Origin of the sequence: Bacillus sp. AR4-2 (assembly GCF_008274865.1) — a bacterium.
Classification (GTDB): Bacteria; Bacillota; Bacilli; order Bacillales; family Bacillaceae_G; genus Bacillus_A; species Bacillus_A cereus.
This window is the reverse complement of sequence record NZ_CP031062.1, coordinates 4402888-4421053: the sequence shown is the minus strand read 5'-3', so window position 1 is coordinate 4421053 and position 18166 is coordinate 4402888. Positions and strand designations below refer to the sequence as shown.

Sequence of the window (18166 nt, the reverse complement as noted above, 5' to 3'; positions counted from 1 at the left end):
ATTTCATAAACGGAACGGACAAAAAAAGAGATATAACTAGGAGGCTTTTTTGCATGGATTCTATCCTGACGATCGTTATCATTGTAGTAAGCTCTATTCTAGTGCTGCTCATGATAGAGCTTGTGATAAGAAATCGTTCATATAAAGATATTGAAGCACTGGAGCAGTGGAAACAAGAGATAAAAGATAAACCTGTGGCAGATGAACTAAAACGGGTAAAAGATTTAAACATGACGGGTCAAACAGAAGAACTGTTTGGTAAATGGCGTGAAGAATGGGATGAAATTGTATCAACAACCCTTCCGAAAGCTGACAAAGATTTAGCGCAAGCGCGAAAATTCGCCTCGCAATTCTCCTTCCGAAAAGCAAAGCATGCGATGAACGAATCCATAAGTGGTTTAGATGACGCTGATAATCGTATTACTGACATTTTAAATGAATTACAGCAATTGTTAGAAAGCCATGAGAAAAATAGCTCGGAAATTGAAGGGTTACGTGATACATATCGTAGTATGAAAAAGAGTGTTCTTGCTCATAGACATATGTATGGAGCAGCAGAGCAGAAAATCGAAGAGATGCTAGACGCTGAATCTGAGAAATTTAAAACCTTTGAAGAAGCAACAAACAATGGCGACTATTTAAAAGCGAGAGAAATTGTTATTAGTTTGGAAGAAGGTTTAGCAGATTTAGAAATCATTATTCACCAAATTCCAGATTTATTGGTAGAGTGTCAAGCGACGTTACCAGTTCAGCTGGAAGATTTATTACACGGACATAATGATATGGTAAGACAAGGTTATGTATTAGATTATTTGGAAGTCCCTAAAGAAGTTCGCGATATGACGAAACAACTACAAACATGTTTAATGGATATACAGGAGCTTCATATAACAGAAGCGGCTGAAAAAGTAGAAAACTTAAAAACACGTTTAGATGGCTTCTACGATCAATTGGAACAAGAAGTACATGCGAGACATTATGTGGAGCAAAAAACACTTTCTGTTTACGATGACTTAGAAGAAATGCGTATCGAAACGATTGAAACGAAAACAGAAACACAACTTGTGAAACAAAGCTATCAGTTACAAGATAAAGACATTGAGTCTCAAAAAGTAATTGAAAAGCAAATGCACATTTTAACGAAACGTTTTGAAATGCTACAATTACGCGTTGCAGAACAAGATATTGCCTTCTCTATTATTCGTGAGGAACTAGAAGAGGTTTATGAGCAATGTGAAACGTTAAAAGTACTTCATGCAGAATATAAAGAAATGCTGCAAGCGATGCGCAAAGAAGAATTTGAAGCACGTGAGAAGTTACAAGAAATGCGAAATACTATTTTCGAAACGAAACGCTTTATGCAAAAGTCGAATTTGCCAGGTCTTCCAGAGAGTATTATGGAAGATTTAAAAAGAGGGCAAATGGCAATGCAAGCTGTATATGAACAATTAGAAGTGAAGCCGTTAAATATGAACGCTGTAAATAGCAGTTTAGAAGAAGCATACACAACTGTGAACGGTGTGGCTGAAATGACAGAAGAGTTAATTGGACAAGCATATTTAGTGGAAAAATTAATTCAGTACGGTAACCGTTACCGTAGTCATGATGAAAACCTAGCAGAAAGTTTAAATTATGCTGAGAAATTATTCCGTGAATACCAATACGATGCAGCTTTAGAACAAGCGGCTTCAGTATTAGAGCAACTTGAACCTGGCGTTGTTCAAAAAATAGCTGAATATGTAGACAATGAACAAACCCTTTCATAAAAGGGTTTGTTTTTTTGTGTAATTTTGCAGACGATGTTGCTATAATGAATAGCGGAATACAGCAAGGTTATTCGTTTCAAAATAAAGTGAAACTGTAATCAGTAGGAGGATTCATCCCCATTGATTACTAGCCTTCACCAATCGGGCATTTACGGACAGCCCGACTCCTACCTAACTTCTTTGCTCTAACTGGATTTTGAGGTGAGAGTCTTATTGCCCGTTCATGCGGGATAAAGTGAAACTGTAATAGGAGGGCATCCTCGACAATTATTAGCCTTCACCAATCGAGATAAAATGGAACCTTTGCGTAGTCTTAGCGTAATGACACGTATTTATGATATGATTATACGATGTGATAGCGCTGAAAGGGGAAGAACGATGATCTATTTTGATAATAGTGCGACGACGAAGCCATATCCAGAAGCTCTTCAATCGTACGTGACGGTTGCTGGGAAATATTTTGGTAATCCTTCTTCTATTCATTCGCTTGGAGGAGAGGCAGAGCGTCTATTAACACAATCAAGAACGATTGCAGCGCAGCTTCTTCGTGTTAAACCTTCTGAAATTATTTTTACATCAGGTGGAACGGAAGGGAATAACCTTGCGATTAAAGGGATAGCGATGAGGAATCGTTCGCGTGGCAAACATATCATTACAACAAATATTGAACACGCGTCTGTGTTTGAGGCATATAAGCAATTAGAAGAACTCGGGTTTGATGTAACATATTTACCGGTTAACGAGCATGGTGTTGTGTCGGTAGAAGATGTGAAACGAGCACTTCGTGAAGATACGATTCTTGTGTCAATTATTCATGTGAACAACGAAACTGGAGCAATTCAGCCCGTTGCTGAAATTGGAACGTTATTATCGAATCATCCGAAAATAAGATTCCATGTAGATCATGTACAAGGGATAGGGAAAGTACCGCTTGATTTATATGCGTCTCATATTGATCTTTGCTCAATATCTGGACATAAATTCCACAGTGTAAAAGGAACGGGTCTTCTTTATGTACGCGATGGCGTAAGATTAGATCCGATTTTATCAGGTGGTCAACAAGAGCTTAAGTATCGTTCTGGTACAGAAAATTTACCTGGCATTGTAGCGATGGTGAAAGCACTTCGTATGACAATGGAACAAGTGAAAGAAAAGGTAGCTCATTTGCAAAGTTTACAAGCAGAGCTTGTTCGTTTCTTTAAAGAGATGGAAGATGTAACGATTAACACGTCGCTTGCATATGCAGCACCGCACATTTTAAATGTATCATTTGTTGGTTTAAAACCAGAAGTAGTCGTTCATGCTTTAGAAGAACACGGTGTATATGTGTCAACGAAATCTGCTTGTTCTTCAAAAGCAAATGAAGTGAGCAGAGTGTTAGTGTCAATGGGAGTGCCGCATGCAGCAGCTGCAAGCGCTATTCGTATTAGTTTGGCACCAGAAAACACAATGGAAGAAGTAAAACAATTTGAAGGTATTGTAAAAGAGACGATGCCAAAATTATATGAAGTGATGAGGTAAAGAAATTATGTTGAAATATGAATATATTTTAGTGCGTTACGGAGAAATGACGACAAAAGGTAAGAACCGTTCTAAGTTTGTAAGCACATTAAAAGATAACGTGAAGTTCAAACTGAAAAAATTCCCAAATATTAAAATCGATGCAACACATGATCGTATGTACATCCAGTTAAATGGTGAAGATCATGAAGCAGTCTCTGAAAGATTGAAGGATGTATTTGGTATTCATAAGTTTAACTTAGCGATGAAAGTACCATCAGAATTAGAAGACATTAAAGAAGGTGCATTAGCAGCTTTCTTACAAGTAAAAGGTGATGTGAAAACATTTAAAATTACTGTACACCGTTCTTATAAGCATTTCCCAATGAGAACGATGGAATTATTACCTGAGATTGGCGGACACATTCTAGAAAATACAGAAGATATTACAGTAGATGTTCATAATCCAGATGTAAATGTACGCGTAGAGATCCGCAGTGGCTATAGCTATATCATGTGCGATGAGCGTATGGGAGCTGGCGGTTTACCAGTTGGCGTTGGCGGAAAAGTAATGGTACTTCTTTCTGGTGGTATTGATAGCCCAGTAGCAGCTTACTTAACGATGAAACGCGGCGTATCTGTGGAAGCAGTTCACTTCCATAGTCCACCTTTCACAAGTGAGCGTGCAAAACAAAAAGTAATCGATTTAGCACAAGAGTTAACGAAGTATTGTAAACGAGTAACGCTTCACCTTGTTCCGTTTACAGAAGTGCAAAAAACGATTAATAAAGAAATCCCATCTAGCTATTCAATGACGGTTATGCGCCGTATGATGATGCGTATTACAGAACGCATTGCTGAGGAGCGTAACGCACTTGCAATTACGACTGGTGAAAGTCTTGGACAAGTAGCAAGCCAAACGTTAGATAGTATGCATACGATTAACGAAGTAACAAACTACCCAGTTATTCGTCCGCTTATTACGATGGATAAATTAGAGATTATTAAAATCGCTGAAGAAATCGGCACGTATGATATTTCAATTCGTCCATATGAAGATTGCTGTACTGTATTCACACCAGCAAGCCCAGCGACGAAGCCGAAACGTGAAAAAGCAAATCGTTTTGAAGCGAAATACGATTTCACACCATTAATCGATGAAGCTGTAGCGAACAAAGAAACAATGGTATTACAAACGGTAGAAGTAGTGGCGGAAGAAGAAAAATTTGAAGAACTTTTCTAAAACCATAAATTACCATATCTAAAACGTGTATGAAGTCATGTTATTTATCACACTCTATACTCACAAGGAGGTGATATAACATGTCACGTAGCACAAATAAATTAGCGGTTCCTGGTGCTGAATCAGCATTAGACCAAATGAAATACGAAATCGCTCAAGAGTTTGGTGTTCAACTTGGAGCTGATGCAACAGCTCGCGCTAACGGTTCTGTTGGTGGTGAAATCACTAAACGTCTAGTTTCACTAGCTGAGCAACAATTAGGCGGTTACCAAAAATAATCCCATATGATGGCTTAGAAAGAGCGGGTTCTCCCGCTCTTTCTTTTTTTGTGTTGTGTCGCTATTTGTCGGTAAGTCGATGTAATTTCGTTTACTAATTCGACAGAACTGAAAAATTTGTCAAAAGAAGAGGGTTCAAAATTAACTGAAAATTCTTTATTATATAAAGGAGGCATAAAGAAAAGGGAGGATATTTTATGAAGCGAGAAGAATTGTTGGCGCCACCGTCTTATAATTTAGTTTCTGAAATAGAGAAATATACAGGTGATAAAGGGAAGTTAGCTTTAATTTGGCAAGATGATAAAGGGAATCGAAGGGAAGTTACATACGCTGAATTAATGCAAGGTGCGAATAAAATTGGAAACGCTTTTATAAAAAGTGGTTTGCAAAAAGGGGACAAGCTTCTCATTATGATGCCGCGTTTAATTGAAGCGTACATGACGTATATTGCTGCTATTAAAGCAGGATTTGTCGTAATTCCAAGCTCGGAAATGTTACGTAAAAAAGATATAGAATATCGAATTGGACATGGAGAAGTAAAAGCGATAGTAAGCTATGAGCCGTATATTAGGCAGTTTGATGATATAGAAGCGATGGAATCTCTTCGAAAATTTGTCCTGAGCGAGCAGTCAGTAGATGGATGGATTAATTTAAAAACAGCGTTAGAAACAGAGAGTGACATGTTAGAAATGGCGAAGACAGATAAAGAAGATATGGTCTTTTTATCTTACACGTCAGGAACGACAGGAAATCCAAAAGGTGTCGTTCATACACATGCGTGGGCATACGCTCATTTACGTACGAGCGCTCCAAATTGGCTCGGAATTGAAGAGAATGATATTGTATGGGCAACAGCTAGTCCAGGCTGGCAAAAGTGGATTTGGAGCCCGTTTTTAGCAACTTTAGGATCAGGGGCAACAGGGTTTGTATATCACGGTAAGTTTGAACCGAAAACGTACCTAAACTTATTAGACGATAATAAGGTGAATGTACTTTGTTGTACACCGACTGAGTATAGATTAATGGCAAAGGTAGAAGATTTAAGCCAGTACAATTTAGAGGCACTACATAGCGCTGTATCGGCAGGTGAGCCGTTAAATAGAGAAGTCATTGAAACGTTCAAAAAGCACTTTCATATTACAGTGAGAGACGGCTATGGGCAAACGGAAAACACATTACTTGTTGGTGTAATGAAAGGGATGGATATTAGACCAGGATCAATGGGGAAACCAACGCCAGGTAACCATGTCGATATCGTAAATGAGGAAGGTACTCCAGTTAAAGTAGGCGAAGTTGGTGATATTGCAGTTCACATTGAAACGCCGGCCCTCTTTAAACAATATTACAAAGACGATGAGCGTACAGCGATGCAATTTCGCGGTGATTATTATATTACAGGTGATAAAGCGAAGAAAGATGAAGACGGCTACTTCTGGTTTGAAGGGCGCGGCGATGATATCATTATTAGCTCTGGTTATACAATCGGGCCGTTTGAAGTAGAGGATGCACTTGTAAAACATCCTTACGTAAGAGAATGTGCAGTTGTCGCAAGTCCTGATGAAATTCGTGGAAGTGTCGTGAAGGCATTTATCGTATTAAGAGAGAATATAGAAAAGAACGAAGAAATATTAATTCCAACACTCCAACAACACGTCAAAGAACTCACTGCACCATATAAATACCCTCGCAAAATTGAATTTGTAGATGAACTACCAAAAACGATTTCTGGAAAAATTCGCCGTATTGAACTTAGAAAACAAGAGATGGAGATTCCGTCAAAATAATTTTGAAAACAGTGAAGTAAATAGTTGAATGAAATGTAAATCAATGATAAAATAAAAACGAACACAAGTTCGATTTTATAAATTTAAAAAAGAGGTGTCCGTATGATTTTAGGTATTAATCCGTACTTAGTTTTAGATGGTAGTGGGCAAGAAGCTGTACAGTTTTATAAAGAGGCTTTAGATGCAAAAGTAGAAGTCATGCAAACTTTTGGTGACATGCCTGAAAATCCAGAATACCCGATTCCAGCTGAAGCGAAAGAGCGCGTTTTACACGCTACTTTAAAAGTTGGTAATACGGATCTTATGATTTCTGATACATTCCCAGGTCAAGGGCATGCAATCGGATCTCAAGTAACAATCGCAATTCAAATTAGTAATGCAGAAAAAGCAAAAGAAGTATTCGATAAGTTACAAGAAGGTGGAGAAGTTATCATGCCACTTCAAGAAACATTCTGGAGCCCAGCATACGGACAAGTAAAAGATAAATTTAATATTGAATGGCAAGTTACAACATCTACTACCGAACAAAAGTAATTTTTAGAAAAGCACCATGTTTTGAAATGGTGCTTTTTTTTATACAATAAAAAATAAAGGAGATGGGATATATGGGAGAAATTTGGTATGGCGGCACCATTTACACAGTGAGAGAAGAAAATGAAAAAGTGGACGCTGTTTACGTTGAAAACGGTACGATCGTTGATGTTGGAAGTAAAGAAGAGTTAGAAAACCAATATGCCGCGGTTACATTGTACGATTTAAAAGGCAAAACAATGATCCCAGGTCTCGTTGATAGTCATATGCATCTTATTGGGCATGGAGAGAGATTACTCCGTCTAGATTTATCAAATTGTACATCTTATGGCGAAGTGCTTACTCTTGTTCAGAAGCGAGTGGAAGAAGCTCCAAAGGGCTCTTGGATTATTGGAGAAGGATGGAATGAAAATAACTTTACAGATACGAAAGATGTTCATGCACGTGATTTAGATGAAATTTCGAAAGAACATCCCATTTTATTAAAGCGAGTTTGTCGTCACGTTACATGGGTAAATTCATACATACTGCAAGAAGCGAATATAACAGAAAAGGCAGAAGATCCAAAAGGCGGGAAAATTGGTAGAGATTCATCAAATAAGTTAACAGGGCTTTTATATGAACAAGGGCAAGAATTAATTAAACATGTTCAGCCAGAAATTGATGAAGCTTATTTACAAAGAGCTCTGCAAACAGCGATTAAAGATTGCTGGAAATACGGACTTGTTGGCGGGCATACGGAAGATTTAAATTATTATGGTGGTTTTAGAAAAACATATAATGCGTTTTCTCACGTTATAAAAGAAATGCCATTTAAAGCCCATTTGCTCGTTCACCATGAAGTAGCACATGAACGAAAAGAATATGAAAATGAACATTGTATTGAATTTGGAGCAATGAAAATTTTCTCTGACGGTTCTTTTGGCGGAAGAACAGCATTATTAAGTGAACCGTATGAAGATGCGAAGGAAACAAATGGAGTTGCGATTTTCTCACGTGAAGAACTTGCGGAATTAGTAAAGAAAGCACGAGATTTACATATGCCAGTTGCGATTCATACTATCGGTGACTTATCGCTTGAATATGTCATTGATGCACTCGAATTATATCCACCAGCAGAAGGGTTACGTGACCGTATTATTCATTGTCAGCTTGCTCGTGAAGAGTTGATAGAAAGAATGAAAAACTTGCAAGCCATTATCGATATACAGCCAGTCTTTCTTTCATCAGATTTTCCGTCAGTCATTGAAAAACTAGGCGAGCACCGTCTTCGTTATGCGTACGCTTGGAAGACGTTACTGGAAGCAGGATTACACTGCAACGGTGGCTCAGATGCTCCCATTGAACAAGTGAATCCGTTTTTAGGCATATATAGCGCTGTTACACGTAGAAGTTTTATTGACGGTATATGCTATATGCCTGAGGAAAGATTAACGGTTTATGAGGCTGTTTCTTTATTTACAACAGGAAGTGCCTATGCAATCGGAAAAGAAGCGAAGCGAGGGCAAATTGCAAAAGGATATGAAGCAGATTTTACAATATTAGACCGCAATATTTTTGAAATTGAGGCAGAAGAAATAAAAGAAGTACAAGCAGAAATGACCGTAATAGATGGCCAAGTTGTCTATAGAAAAGATGCGTAAAAATATATGAGCGGTTTTCGGAATATATCGACTTACCAACAAAAACTGACAAGAATAACGGCCGGATAGTAAGAGATTATTGTTCGCGCCAATCGGGGGAAATAAATAACCGCAGAATTATGGAATTCCATAATTCTGCGGTTATTTTAATCTTATAAAAACGTTCTCTGTACTTTTTCCCAGAAAGAGTTGTTTTTTAATTTAACTGTTTTAATTTGTTTATCGCTTAAGCGTACAACAGCTTTTTCCACTTGTTTAATGCTAAGCGCTTCGTTATCCATGCCGATAACAGGATAATCGTTACCGTCTGGTCTTAGTTTTAAAGTTAATGTACGTTCGTGATTTAAAATGAAAGGTGAACCGAGCGTACGGTAAGTGTTGTTGTTTAAAGATGCTAGTTCGCTTACTTGGAAACATGGGATAAGCGGGTCAACAACTGCACCATGCAATGATTTATTGTAAGCAGTACTTCCTGTTGGGGTAGAAACTACTAAACCGTCCCCTCTAAATGTTTCGAAATATAAATCATCAACATGAACATCTACAACGAATGTTTTAATAATGCTAGAACGTAATGAGAACTCATTTAAACAATGGAAAGATGTACTGCCATCTACATCTACCTGAATTGTTGGATATTTTCGCACTTCAATTTCATTTTTTGTAATTTCTTGAAGGGCTGTATCAACGTGATCAATATGGAAATCGCAGTAGAAAGAAATTTCATCTTTCGTAGAAATCCCTGCGTATAAGCAATCTTCTCTAAAACCAGTTTTACGAACGGCTTGTAAGAAGGTTGCATCATCTCCAACACTGACGATAGCGTTTGCATTTTTTGGATGATCTAATATGGTAAATCCATTCTCTTCTAAAATACGATAGATTGGTTTCATTTTTTCAACGAGCGTTGCTTTGTCATCACCATAAAAGAAAAATAAATTGCGACGATCTGCCATTATGTATCCCTCCACTGCAGTTAAATTTTCTGTTTTTCGTGCTACATATCATTAGAGTCCGTTCCCTGATGATATGTTCAAATAATATATTTCGATATAAATTGTCAAAATACCTTTTTATTTTTAGAAAAATTTTTATATTCAATCTTATAAAACTCTGTTTAACGATGAATAAACTTGTCGATAATGGGTACGGAGTGAAAGGATGATACGTATGAAGTGGCTCGTAATTGGAATAATAATTCTTCTTCTTTTTATTTTGTTTATACTATTGTCGAAAATAAAGCTTAAGGTGACATTTTTATATTCAGAAATGGAAAAGCAATGTTTGCTTCAAGTGAAAATATGGATGATTCGATATACATTTGATGTGTTGGAAAGAATTGAAAAACAGCAGAAAAAGACAGGACAGAAAATCGAAAAAGCTGAAGAGGACGGCGGACTCGATAATAAAATTATGGCGCAACTTGACAGCATTGGTGAACTGATAAAAAAGCTTCAAGAAGTTCATACTATTGTTAAAGATTTTCTCAAACGAGTGAAAATCAATGGTTGGAAATGGCATACACAAATTGGAGCAGGCGATGCAGCTAGTACTGGAATTGTCACTGGATATGCATGGGGGACAAAAGGTATGGCTGCTGGAGTTGTCGGACAATATATGCATATTGTCGACGTACCAGAATTTGAAATTACCCCAGTTTTTCAAGGGAAAGGATTTGCATCAAGATGCGAGTTAACAGCATCTTTTCGTATATTCCGCGCTATAAAAACTGGCGTCAAATTACTCGTATTTATGAGAAGACAAAGATCTGGTATGACAGAAAAATCTGTTCAAGCATAGGGGGGATATAGAATGGACCATCCAATTCAAGGTTTAATGACAACAGCAATGCAGCATTTAAAACAAATGACTGATGTAAATACAATTGTTGGTGACCCAATTAAAGCGGCAGATGGAAGCGTAATTCTTACAGTTTCGAAAGTAAGTTTCGGATTTGCTGCTGGTGGAAGTGAATTTGGTAAAGTAGAACATTCAGGCCGTCATCCATTTGGCGGGGGAAGTGGTGGAGGAGTTTCTATTAATCCTGTTGCCTTTCTTGTTATAAATGGAGATGGTGTGAAAGTATTGCACTTAGATAAACAAACACACGTCATCGATAAGATAATTGAATTAGCGCCACAAGCTGTTGATAAAGTGAAAGAAATGATGGATAAACGAAAAGAAGATGATCCTGAATTTCAAATTTAACGAATAAAGAAGCTAATCAATAGGTTAGCTTCTTTAATTTTTTTGTAAATAAAGCGATTTTATTTGCATTATCGATAGGGACAAACTATCATTTACATTGTACATATTTTGTTTAAATAAGGGAGGATTTTCAAGTGGCAAACGTAACTTTTAAAGGTAATCCAATGACTTTAGTTGGAACAGAAGTTAAAGTTGGCGATCAAGCGCCAAACTTCCAAGTATTAGCAAACGACTTATCTCCAGTAAGTTTAGAAACATACAAAGGCGAAGTGAAATTAATTAGTGTTGTACCTTCAATCGACACAGGTGTGTGTGATGCACAAACACGTCGTTTTAACCAAGATGCAGCAGGTATTGAAAACGCGAAAGTATTAACAATTAGCGCTGATTTACCATTCGCTCAAAAACGCTGGTGTGCAGCAAACGGTTTAGAAAATGTTGTAACACTTTCTGACCACCGCGACCTTTCATTCGGTGAAGCTTACGGCTTAGTAATGAAAGAACTTCGTTTACTTGCTCGTGCAGTATTCGTAGTAGATAGCAATGACAAAGTAGTTTACGTAGAATACGTAAGCGAAGGTACAAGCCATCCAAACTATGAAGCAGCATTAGAAGCAGCTAAATCTGCGAAGTAATGTGAAGAAAATGACCTCTTATAAAGAGGTCGTTTTTTCTCATATATTGCTCTGTAACGGCATCGATATATGAGAAAAAACGTTATATCATATATAACTAAAGGGGAGCTCTTTACAGGAGGTCGCTTTTTCTTTTTGGAAAAAATCACTTTGTGGTATGATATAAGTTATGTGTAAAAGAGAGAAGGAGGAATGTACGTGAGTCAGACAGTAGAAACATTATTTTCTATTTTTGATTCTTCTGCGGTAGTTTTACGTAAAGAATTAGATGTAACATATTTAGAGGCGCTTGTAGAAACAGGTGATAACTTGTTTGAGGGAGCGATTTTACAAGAGGAATTATCCGAATCAGCAATTGAAAGGCTGAATCGTGAATATAGTACGTTTAATGAAGAAACATATAAAGGTGAAGAAATTCGTAAAGCATTTCAGTTAGCCATCTTAAAAGGAATGAAAGAAGGCGTACAAGCGAATCACGAAATGACACCTGATGCAGTTGGGATGTTCATGAGTTACTTATTCCATAAATTTATGCAAGGTCAAAATGAAATTACAGTTTTAGATCCTGCAATTGGAACAGGTAACTTAATGACTACAGTGTTTAATAGCGCTAAAGAAGGACTAACAATGAGTGGATTTGGTGTAGAAGTGGATGAAGTGCTAATTAAACTTGCTTTAGTAAATGCAAATTTACAAAAGCATGCAATCGAATTCTTCCATCAAGATGGACTAGCACCACTTTATATCGATCCAGTTGATGCAGTCGTTTCAGACTTGCCAGTTGGTTATTATCCAAACGAAATCGGTGCAAGTGAATATAAATTAAAAGCAGATGAAGGAATGTCGTATGCCCATCACTTATTTATTGAACAAAGTGTGAAACATACGAAAGAGGGCGGTTACTTATTCTTCTTAGTACCAAACTTCATTTTTGAAAGTGACCAAGCACCGAAATTACATGCATTTATTAAAGAAACATGCTTTATTCAAGGGTTATTACAGCTTCCTGTTTCCATGTTTAAAAACGAGAAAAATGCAAAAAGTATATTTGTTCTCCAAAAGAAAGGCGCTAATGTAACAATGCCAAAACAGGCGTTATTAGTGGAGTTGCCTAAATTCTCTAACATGAAGGCGATGGAAGACATTATGGATCAATTAAATACTTGGTTTGCAACACATAAATAAAGCTAGGTATATGTAACAGCATTAGTGATTTATGTAGTACAGTTTTATATAATATGTCATATTTTTAAATATATACAAGATTTAACTGAATTTTTTTGAAATCTGTAATATATATTTTTTCTTGGTGTTACAATTTTTTCACTTGAAATATATGTCGGACGATGTTTAAATTAAAATCGTGAGTATAAAATTTGCTAATGATGAAACGTTTTCATATTTAGTGAATTTGATCAGATAAAATCGAGCGGTTTGTGGAAACATCCACACAACTACCAAGAGAAAAAGGGGCGAAAGACTAGATGTCAAAAATCATCGCGATTAACGCAGGAAGCTCTTCCTTAAAATTCCAATTATTTGAAATGCCAAGTGAAACAGTATTAACAAAAGGTTTAGTAGAACGTATCGGTTTAGAAGATAGTATCTTCACTATTACTGTAGATGGCGAAAAACAAAAAGAAATTACAAACATTCCAGATCACGCAGTAGCAGTTAATATGCTTCTTAAAAAGTTAACTGAAAACGGAATCGTTAAATCTCTAGATGAGATTGGCGGTATCGGTCACCGTGTTGTTCACGGCGGCGAAAAATTTGCTGACTCTGTTTTAATTACTGATGAAGTATTAGCTGATATCGAAGAATTAAGCGATTTAGCACCACTTCATAACCCAGCAAACGTTGTTGGTATTAAAGCATTCCAAGAAGTATTACCAAACGTACCAGCAGTAGCAGTATTCGATACAGCATTCCACCAAACAATGCCGGAATCTGCATTCCTATACAGCTTACCATATGAGTACTATGAAAAATTCGGCATCCGTAAATACGGTTTCCACGGAACTTCTCATAAATATGTAACTGAGCGTGCGGCTGAATTATTAGGTCGTCCAATTGAAAGCTTAAGCTTACTTTCTTGTCACTTAGGTAACGGTGCAAGTATCGCAGCAGTAGAAGGCGGTAAATCTATCGATACTTCTATGGGCTTCACACCACTTGCTGGTGTAACAATGGGTACACGTTCTGGTAACCTTGACCCTGCGTTAATTCCATACATCATGGAAAAAACAGGCCAAACAGTAGAAGAAGTAGTTAACGTATTAAACAAGAAGAGTGGTATGTTAGGTCTTACTGGTTACTCTAGTGACCTACGTGACATCATTGCGAAAGAAGAAGAAGGCGACCACCGTGCGAAAGTAGCACTTGATGTATTCGTAAGCCGTATCCACAAATACATCGGTTCTTACACTGCTCGTATGAAAGGTGTAGACGCAATCATCTTCACAGCTGGTGTAGGTGAAAACAGTGCGATTATTCGTGAGCGTGTATTAGAAGGCCTTGAGTACATGGGCGTATACTTCGATGCAAAACGTAATAACGTATTCGGTGAAGAAGCATTCATCAGCTTCCCACACTCTCCAGTAAAAATTATCGTAATTCCAACTGACGAAGAAGTTATGATTGCTCGTGACGTACTACGTCTTGGAGATATTGGTTAATATATGAAAAGAAAGACGAGATCCTATAGGATTTCGTCTTTTTTCTTTTGGATGTATTTTAAAACTCCATCTGGATATAATATTTTTTCTTTCTGAATGAATGCTGTAATAGGAATCCATTTCGCATACGCTACTGTTTCTTCATCTTGTATATTTAATATTTTCATTTCATATAGTGACGTGTCTAATAAACGCAAAGAATATAGTTGAATGATTTCATGACCAATGTCTCCATCGAGATGAAAGACATTTTCTAAACACCCTAAATAATTGGTGATTTCTATCTCCGTATGAAGCTCTTCTTTAAACTCCCGAATAACAGTATGTGCTGATTTTTCACCAAGTTCAATTGAACCGCCAAGAGGACGATAATATATTTCGCCTTCTGTATAATATTCTTGTACGAGAAGGCGATCTTGATGTACAGCAAGACCGAAAGCTTTTGCACGTGGATACATATAGAATCACTCCTTATTTGTTTTGTATAAGGACGATTATAATGTATGGTGTGATAAAAGTATCGTGTATTTAAGTGTGCGGTCTAATTGTAATTCCATCAAATAAGTCTTTCCAAAATGCTTCATTGTATTGGTATACATCCATAATAGGACATTTCATAACGCAAATACGTTGTAATCCCCAATCTTCTTGGGTGATAGTTGGTATATCGGCAGGAATTAGTAACAGGACAGAGAATGTATGTGTAACGATTTGAGATAAACTTTGTTCTAGGGAACATGCTTCTTCATATGTTCCTCCAGTTCGAATAAATAATATGGATTCGGCCGTTTCAATTGTAGCTAGAAAACGATTAATACGATGTTCATAGTTTAACTTAATTTCTGTATAAGAAGGCCAAGAAGTTGGTGTATTTACATCTGTTTTAAAGTCATGACAGGAGTCAATTTCATAAAGGTTGTCCCTTAATCTTAATTTTGCATCATCATCCCAAAATGAGATGAAGGATAAATTTTCGAAATTTAAAAAGCGGTCAAATCGATTTTGTAATAATACATTCACTTTTTCTAATGAGGGACTTAGCATAAAATCAATAACGCCAAAAAATGGTGATAATTCTAATTGATATAATGCCCAAGCGGGCCAGCAGTTTTGTCCTAAGCTGAATACCGCATTATATTCTTTTTTTATATCGGATAGATTCATGTGATTTATCTCATCCTTTTTGTTAATATTTTATGCCATTCAAAAATGGTATGTGAATAAAGATAGACAAGCATATTTGTAAAGAATAAGCAGAAATATGTTACAATAGAAAAAAATCGAACGAGGTGGTTGTTACGATGCGATCGAAGCGAGAACAAGCCATTTTAGACAATATAAAAGAATGGGAAGCGCAATTAGTTGAGCAAGAAGCGACCGATTTTCAAAAAGTGTTTGATAAATGGTTACATGCTACAGTTGCGAAATTACCTGAGAAAAAGCGAAAAGAATTCTTCACGAAAGCAGATGGATGGCTCTTTCATTTGCATGCATTTATTCAAAGTTCACAAGCACAGTTAGATGCACGTAATCGGATTTTAGGAACATCAAGGTTATTTGATGAATCGATTGAACAGCTTGAAGATTTGAAAGCATTATCTATTGATCAATTAACATACATAGCAGAGCAGCAAACAGCACGTCATCGTCTATATTCATTTGTACAAGGTGGGGCAACAGGTGCTGGAGGTTTATTATTATTAACGGCGGATTTTCCGGTTATGATCGCGTTAAATGTGAAGGCAGTCCAACTTATTGCAACATCATTTGGACATGATGTGAACAAGCCGTATGAAATGATGCTTGCGTTAAAGGTGTTTCATGCGTCATTACTACCAGGAAGACTTCAGCAATATGCATGGTACAATTTATTGCAAGAGCTGGAGCAAGAAGATTCGTTCTTTTACGAAGGAGACGAAGCAGTGCTACAAACAGCTTCTACTGAGGTTGTGTTAAAACAAATTTTGAAGACATTTTCGATTTATGCTCTTCGTCGTAAATTATTCCAAGGTATACCGGTAATTGGAATGGCAATTGGATCTACAGTGAATTATCGTTTAACAAGAAACGTTACTGAATTTGCAAATAGATTTTATCAAGTGCGCCATATAGTCGAGAAAGAAAAAAGAGCATAAAAAAAGCGAGAGGCCGAAGCCTTTCGCTTTTTTAATTTGTTGCATGTTTTTTAGACATTGGAACAGATACTGGCTGCTTTTCTGCTGTTTTTTCTGTTTTTGGATAATAAATTAAATCCAATGTTTTTGCCTGTACGGCAATCGAAAGAATAGTAAAAGCAATTTCTGTCCAATTTAAATAATATAATGAAAGCGCAAGAACAATCGCGTCAAAGACGAAGAAAATTTGCCCAATTGTAAAACGAGTTCGTTTACTTAATACAATTGTTAAAATATCGTCTCCACCGGTTGCACCGCCAAATCGCAATATAAAACCGAGTCCAATACCAGCTAACGCACCGCCAACTACTGCAGCTATAAATAAGTTATTTGATAAATCTACCGTAAATGGAGAATAATTTTCCATAAAGGAATAAAATACTCCGAATGAAATTGAACCTAGGAATGAATAGCCAACCATTTTTCTACCTAAAAATGAAGCACACAGTAAAATAATTGGGATATCCATTAATACAGTTGAAATAGATGGTGAAATATCATAAAAGTTTTGAATGAATAGTGCAATTCCTACAAAGCCACCTTCTGTTAAGTGGTTTTGGAAGTGAATGTGATATAGCGCTGCTGCTAAAATAAATGAACCGATTAAAACCATAAAAATTTCTTTAATAATTTGCCGACTTTGGATGTTCCTCATCGTTATTCCTTCTTTCCGTAGTTAGTAGTCCTTTTTGTGTTGTAAACTAACTACGAGCTCACATGTAGCTTTCAGTTAGTTTACGAAAAAACTAACTACGCTATATGTCGCTGAAGAAATAACGAATAATCCTCTCGTCCATCAATTCTCCCTACCTTCGTTTTAGTTTAAGTCTTAAAACGACTAAACAAAACGTGGAGTAGGATTCTTCATTTAGCAATCCTGCTCTTCTTTGTTTTGTTTAGTTAGTAACAATTAAGTCCTAAACAAAACGCTATGTGTAAGAAGAGTCTTTTTTTTGCCAAATTATCCTTCGGGCAATCATAATTTCCCCACTCTCGTATTTTTTTCGCTAGACTAAAGTATCTGAGCTGAAAAATACGCTACGTGTATGATTCGTCAATACGATGCCACATGCTCCTTCGAGCGATCATGATATCAAAATCCCTTCCTTCAAGATTTATACTATTATATCATACTTTTAAAAAATGTATGCGGATGGAAACCGACAATAAACGGAGGGAATCTACAAAAAATGTTATGTTTAAATATTTTTGTAGAAAAGCCTAAGTTATTTCGGAGGATTGGACAGTTTATAACGGTTTGTCCAATAAGTAAGAAAAAAGGGTTTTATTCCGTTGTGTTCTTTTCATCACTTTTATCTTTAAAAAACGCATCCCAACTAATCGCACTTAAAAAAGTTAAAGTGATAATAACGAAAGCACGCATAATTTTTAAACCTCCTTTTGTACATAGTATATGAATCATTCGATTCAGAATGTGTCATTTTTTTACAAGTCTTAACTGTTATGAGAGTATATTAATATAGATAGATGAAGGGGAGAGTGAAGGTATGCTAAAAGACATGTTCAAAAGAAAAGAATTAATATGCATTTCATGTCAGAAAAAAATTCAATATGAAGAAGAGCTTGTTGCTTTTGTAAAGTTGCCGAAAGAAAGAAGTATATTAGTTGGTCCATTCGATGTATGTTTGGCGAAAACAGCACAAGAAATATATTGTAAATCATGTTATGACAAAAAAAGCATGACCCAAAGTTATTGAGGGGCATG

The 18166-nt window shown here is 36.5% G+C and carries 18 protein-coding genes; 14 read left to right on the top strand and 4 right to left on the bottom strand.

The window, feature by feature from the left end:
- Positions 1 to 53 precede the first annotated feature (53 nt).
- The 7 genes from ezrA (at position 54) to DN399_RS22790 (ending at position 8745) form a co-directional block, all read left to right on the top strand.
- On the top strand, positions 54 to 1766 hold the full coding sequence (ezrA, locus tag DN399_RS22820; RefSeq protein WP_000377303.1) for a septation ring formation regulator EzrA: 1713 nt from the start codon (positions 54 to 56) through the stop codon (positions 1764 to 1766).
- A 378-nt stretch (positions 1767 to 2144) separates the two neighbouring features.
- Positions 2145 to 3287 carry a cysteine desulfurase family protein gene (locus DN399_RS22815; protein WP_000638992.1) on the top strand — a complete coding sequence of 381 codons (1143 nt, stop codon included), beginning with the start codon at positions 2145 to 2147 and terminating at the stop codon, positions 3285 to 3287.
- Between the two features lie 7 nt (positions 3288 to 3294).
- Entirely contained in the window at positions 3295 to 4509 is a 1215-nt protein-coding gene (gene thiI, locus DN399_RS22810; protein ID WP_000922337.1) for a tRNA uracil 4-sulfurtransferase ThiI, read from the top strand.
- A gap of 80 nt (positions 4510 to 4589) precedes the next feature.
- Positions 4590 to 4787, top strand: a complete 198-nt coding sequence (locus DN399_RS22805; protein ID WP_000091640.1) for an alpha/beta-type small acid-soluble spore protein — start codon at positions 4590 to 4592, stop codon at positions 4785 to 4787.
- 197 nt (positions 4788 to 4984) lie between these two features.
- Complete coding sequence (gene mbcS / locus DN399_RS22800) at positions 4985 to 6571, top strand: acyl-CoA synthetase MbcS (protein WP_000817766.1); 1587 nt, start codon at positions 4985 to 4987, stop codon at positions 6569 to 6571.
- Between the two features lie 102 nt (positions 6572 to 6673).
- Complete coding sequence (locus tag DN399_RS22795) at positions 6674 to 7105, top strand: VOC family protein (RefSeq protein WP_000600350.1); 432 nt, start codon at positions 6674 to 6676, stop codon at positions 7103 to 7105.
- A 71-nt stretch (positions 7106 to 7176) separates the two neighbouring features.
- Positions 7177 to 8745 (top strand): amidohydrolase, encoded by a 1569-nt coding sequence (locus tag DN399_RS22790; RefSeq protein WP_016123446.1) that lies wholly within the window; start codon positions 7177 to 7179, stop codon positions 8743 to 8745.
- A gap of 152 nt (positions 8746 to 8897) precedes the next feature.
- On the opposite strand, the gene DN399_RS22785 is transcribed toward DN399_RS22790, so the two are convergent.
- A complete protein-coding gene (locus tag DN399_RS22785) occupies positions 8898 to 9701 on the bottom strand; it encodes an NAD kinase (RefSeq protein ID WP_000785177.1) in 804 nt (267 codons plus the stop codon).
- A gap of 205 nt (positions 9702 to 9906) precedes the next feature.
- Between DN399_RS22785 and DN399_RS22780 the strand changes: the two genes are divergently transcribed.
- The 5 genes from DN399_RS22780 (at position 9907) to ackA (ending at position 14266) form a co-directional block, all read left to right on the top strand.
- Positions 9907 to 10545: a DUF2953 domain-containing protein gene (locus DN399_RS22780; protein ID WP_002164419.1), complete on the top strand. Its 639-nt coding sequence runs from the start codon at positions 9907 to 9909 to the stop codon at positions 10543 to 10545.
- Positions 10546 to 10557: 12 nt separating this feature from the next.
- The gene (gene ytfJ / locus DN399_RS22775) at positions 10558 to 10953 is read left to right on the top strand and encodes a GerW family sporulation protein (protein WP_000350003.1); all 396 of its coding nucleotides are present in this window, start codon (positions 10558 to 10560) and stop codon (positions 10951 to 10953) included.
- A 134-nt stretch (positions 10954 to 11087) separates the two neighbouring features.
- On the top strand, positions 11088 to 11588 hold the full coding sequence (gene tpx / locus DN399_RS22770; protein WP_000024529.1) for a thiol peroxidase: 501 nt from the start codon (positions 11088 to 11090) through the stop codon (positions 11586 to 11588).
- A gap of 198 nt (positions 11589 to 11786) precedes the next feature.
- Positions 11787 to 12773, top strand: coding sequence for a class I SAM-dependent methyltransferase (locus DN399_RS22765; protein WP_000084367.1), 987 nt, complete (start codon positions 11787 to 11789; stop codon positions 12771 to 12773).
- A 299-nt stretch (positions 12774 to 13072) separates the two neighbouring features.
- Complete coding sequence (ackA, locus tag DN399_RS22760) at positions 13073 to 14266, top strand: acetate kinase (RefSeq protein ID WP_000034575.1); 1194 nt, start codon at positions 13073 to 13075, stop codon at positions 14264 to 14266.
- Positions 14267 to 14289: 23 nt separating this feature from the next.
- On the opposite strand, the gene DN399_RS22755 is transcribed toward ackA, so the two are convergent.
- Both DN399_RS22755 and DN399_RS22750 read right to left on the bottom strand, forming a co-directional pair.
- Complete coding sequence (locus tag DN399_RS22755; RefSeq protein WP_000283500.1) at positions 14290 to 14724, bottom strand: NUDIX hydrolase; 435 nt, start codon at positions 14722 to 14724, stop codon at positions 14290 to 14292.
- Between the two features lie 70 nt (positions 14725 to 14794).
- Positions 14795 to 15430, bottom strand: coding sequence for a DUF1796 family putative cysteine peptidase (locus tag DN399_RS22750; RefSeq protein ID WP_001053734.1), 636 nt, complete (start codon positions 15428 to 15430; stop codon positions 14795 to 14797).
- 137 nt (positions 15431 to 15567) lie between these two features.
- Between DN399_RS22750 and DN399_RS22745 the strand changes: the two genes are divergently transcribed.
- On the top strand, positions 15568 to 16401 hold the full coding sequence (locus DN399_RS22745; RefSeq protein ID WP_001256850.1) for an EcsC family protein: 834 nt from the start codon (positions 15568 to 15570) through the stop codon (positions 16399 to 16401).
- Between the two features lie 31 nt (positions 16402 to 16432).
- Here DN399_RS22745 and DN399_RS22740 read toward each other — a convergent pair whose 3' ends face one another.
- The gene (locus DN399_RS22740) at positions 16433 to 17095 is read right to left on the bottom strand and encodes a YitT family protein (RefSeq protein ID WP_001244515.1); all 663 of its coding nucleotides are present in this window, start codon (positions 17093 to 17095) and stop codon (positions 16433 to 16435) included.
- A gap of 853 nt (positions 17096 to 17948) precedes the next feature.
- Between DN399_RS22740 and DN399_RS22735 the strand changes: the two genes are divergently transcribed.
- Positions 17949 to 18158 (top strand): hypothetical protein, encoded by a 210-nt coding sequence (locus tag DN399_RS22735; RefSeq protein ID WP_000910274.1) that lies wholly within the window; start codon positions 17949 to 17951, stop codon positions 18156 to 18158.
- Positions 18159 to 18166 lie beyond the last annotated feature (8 nt).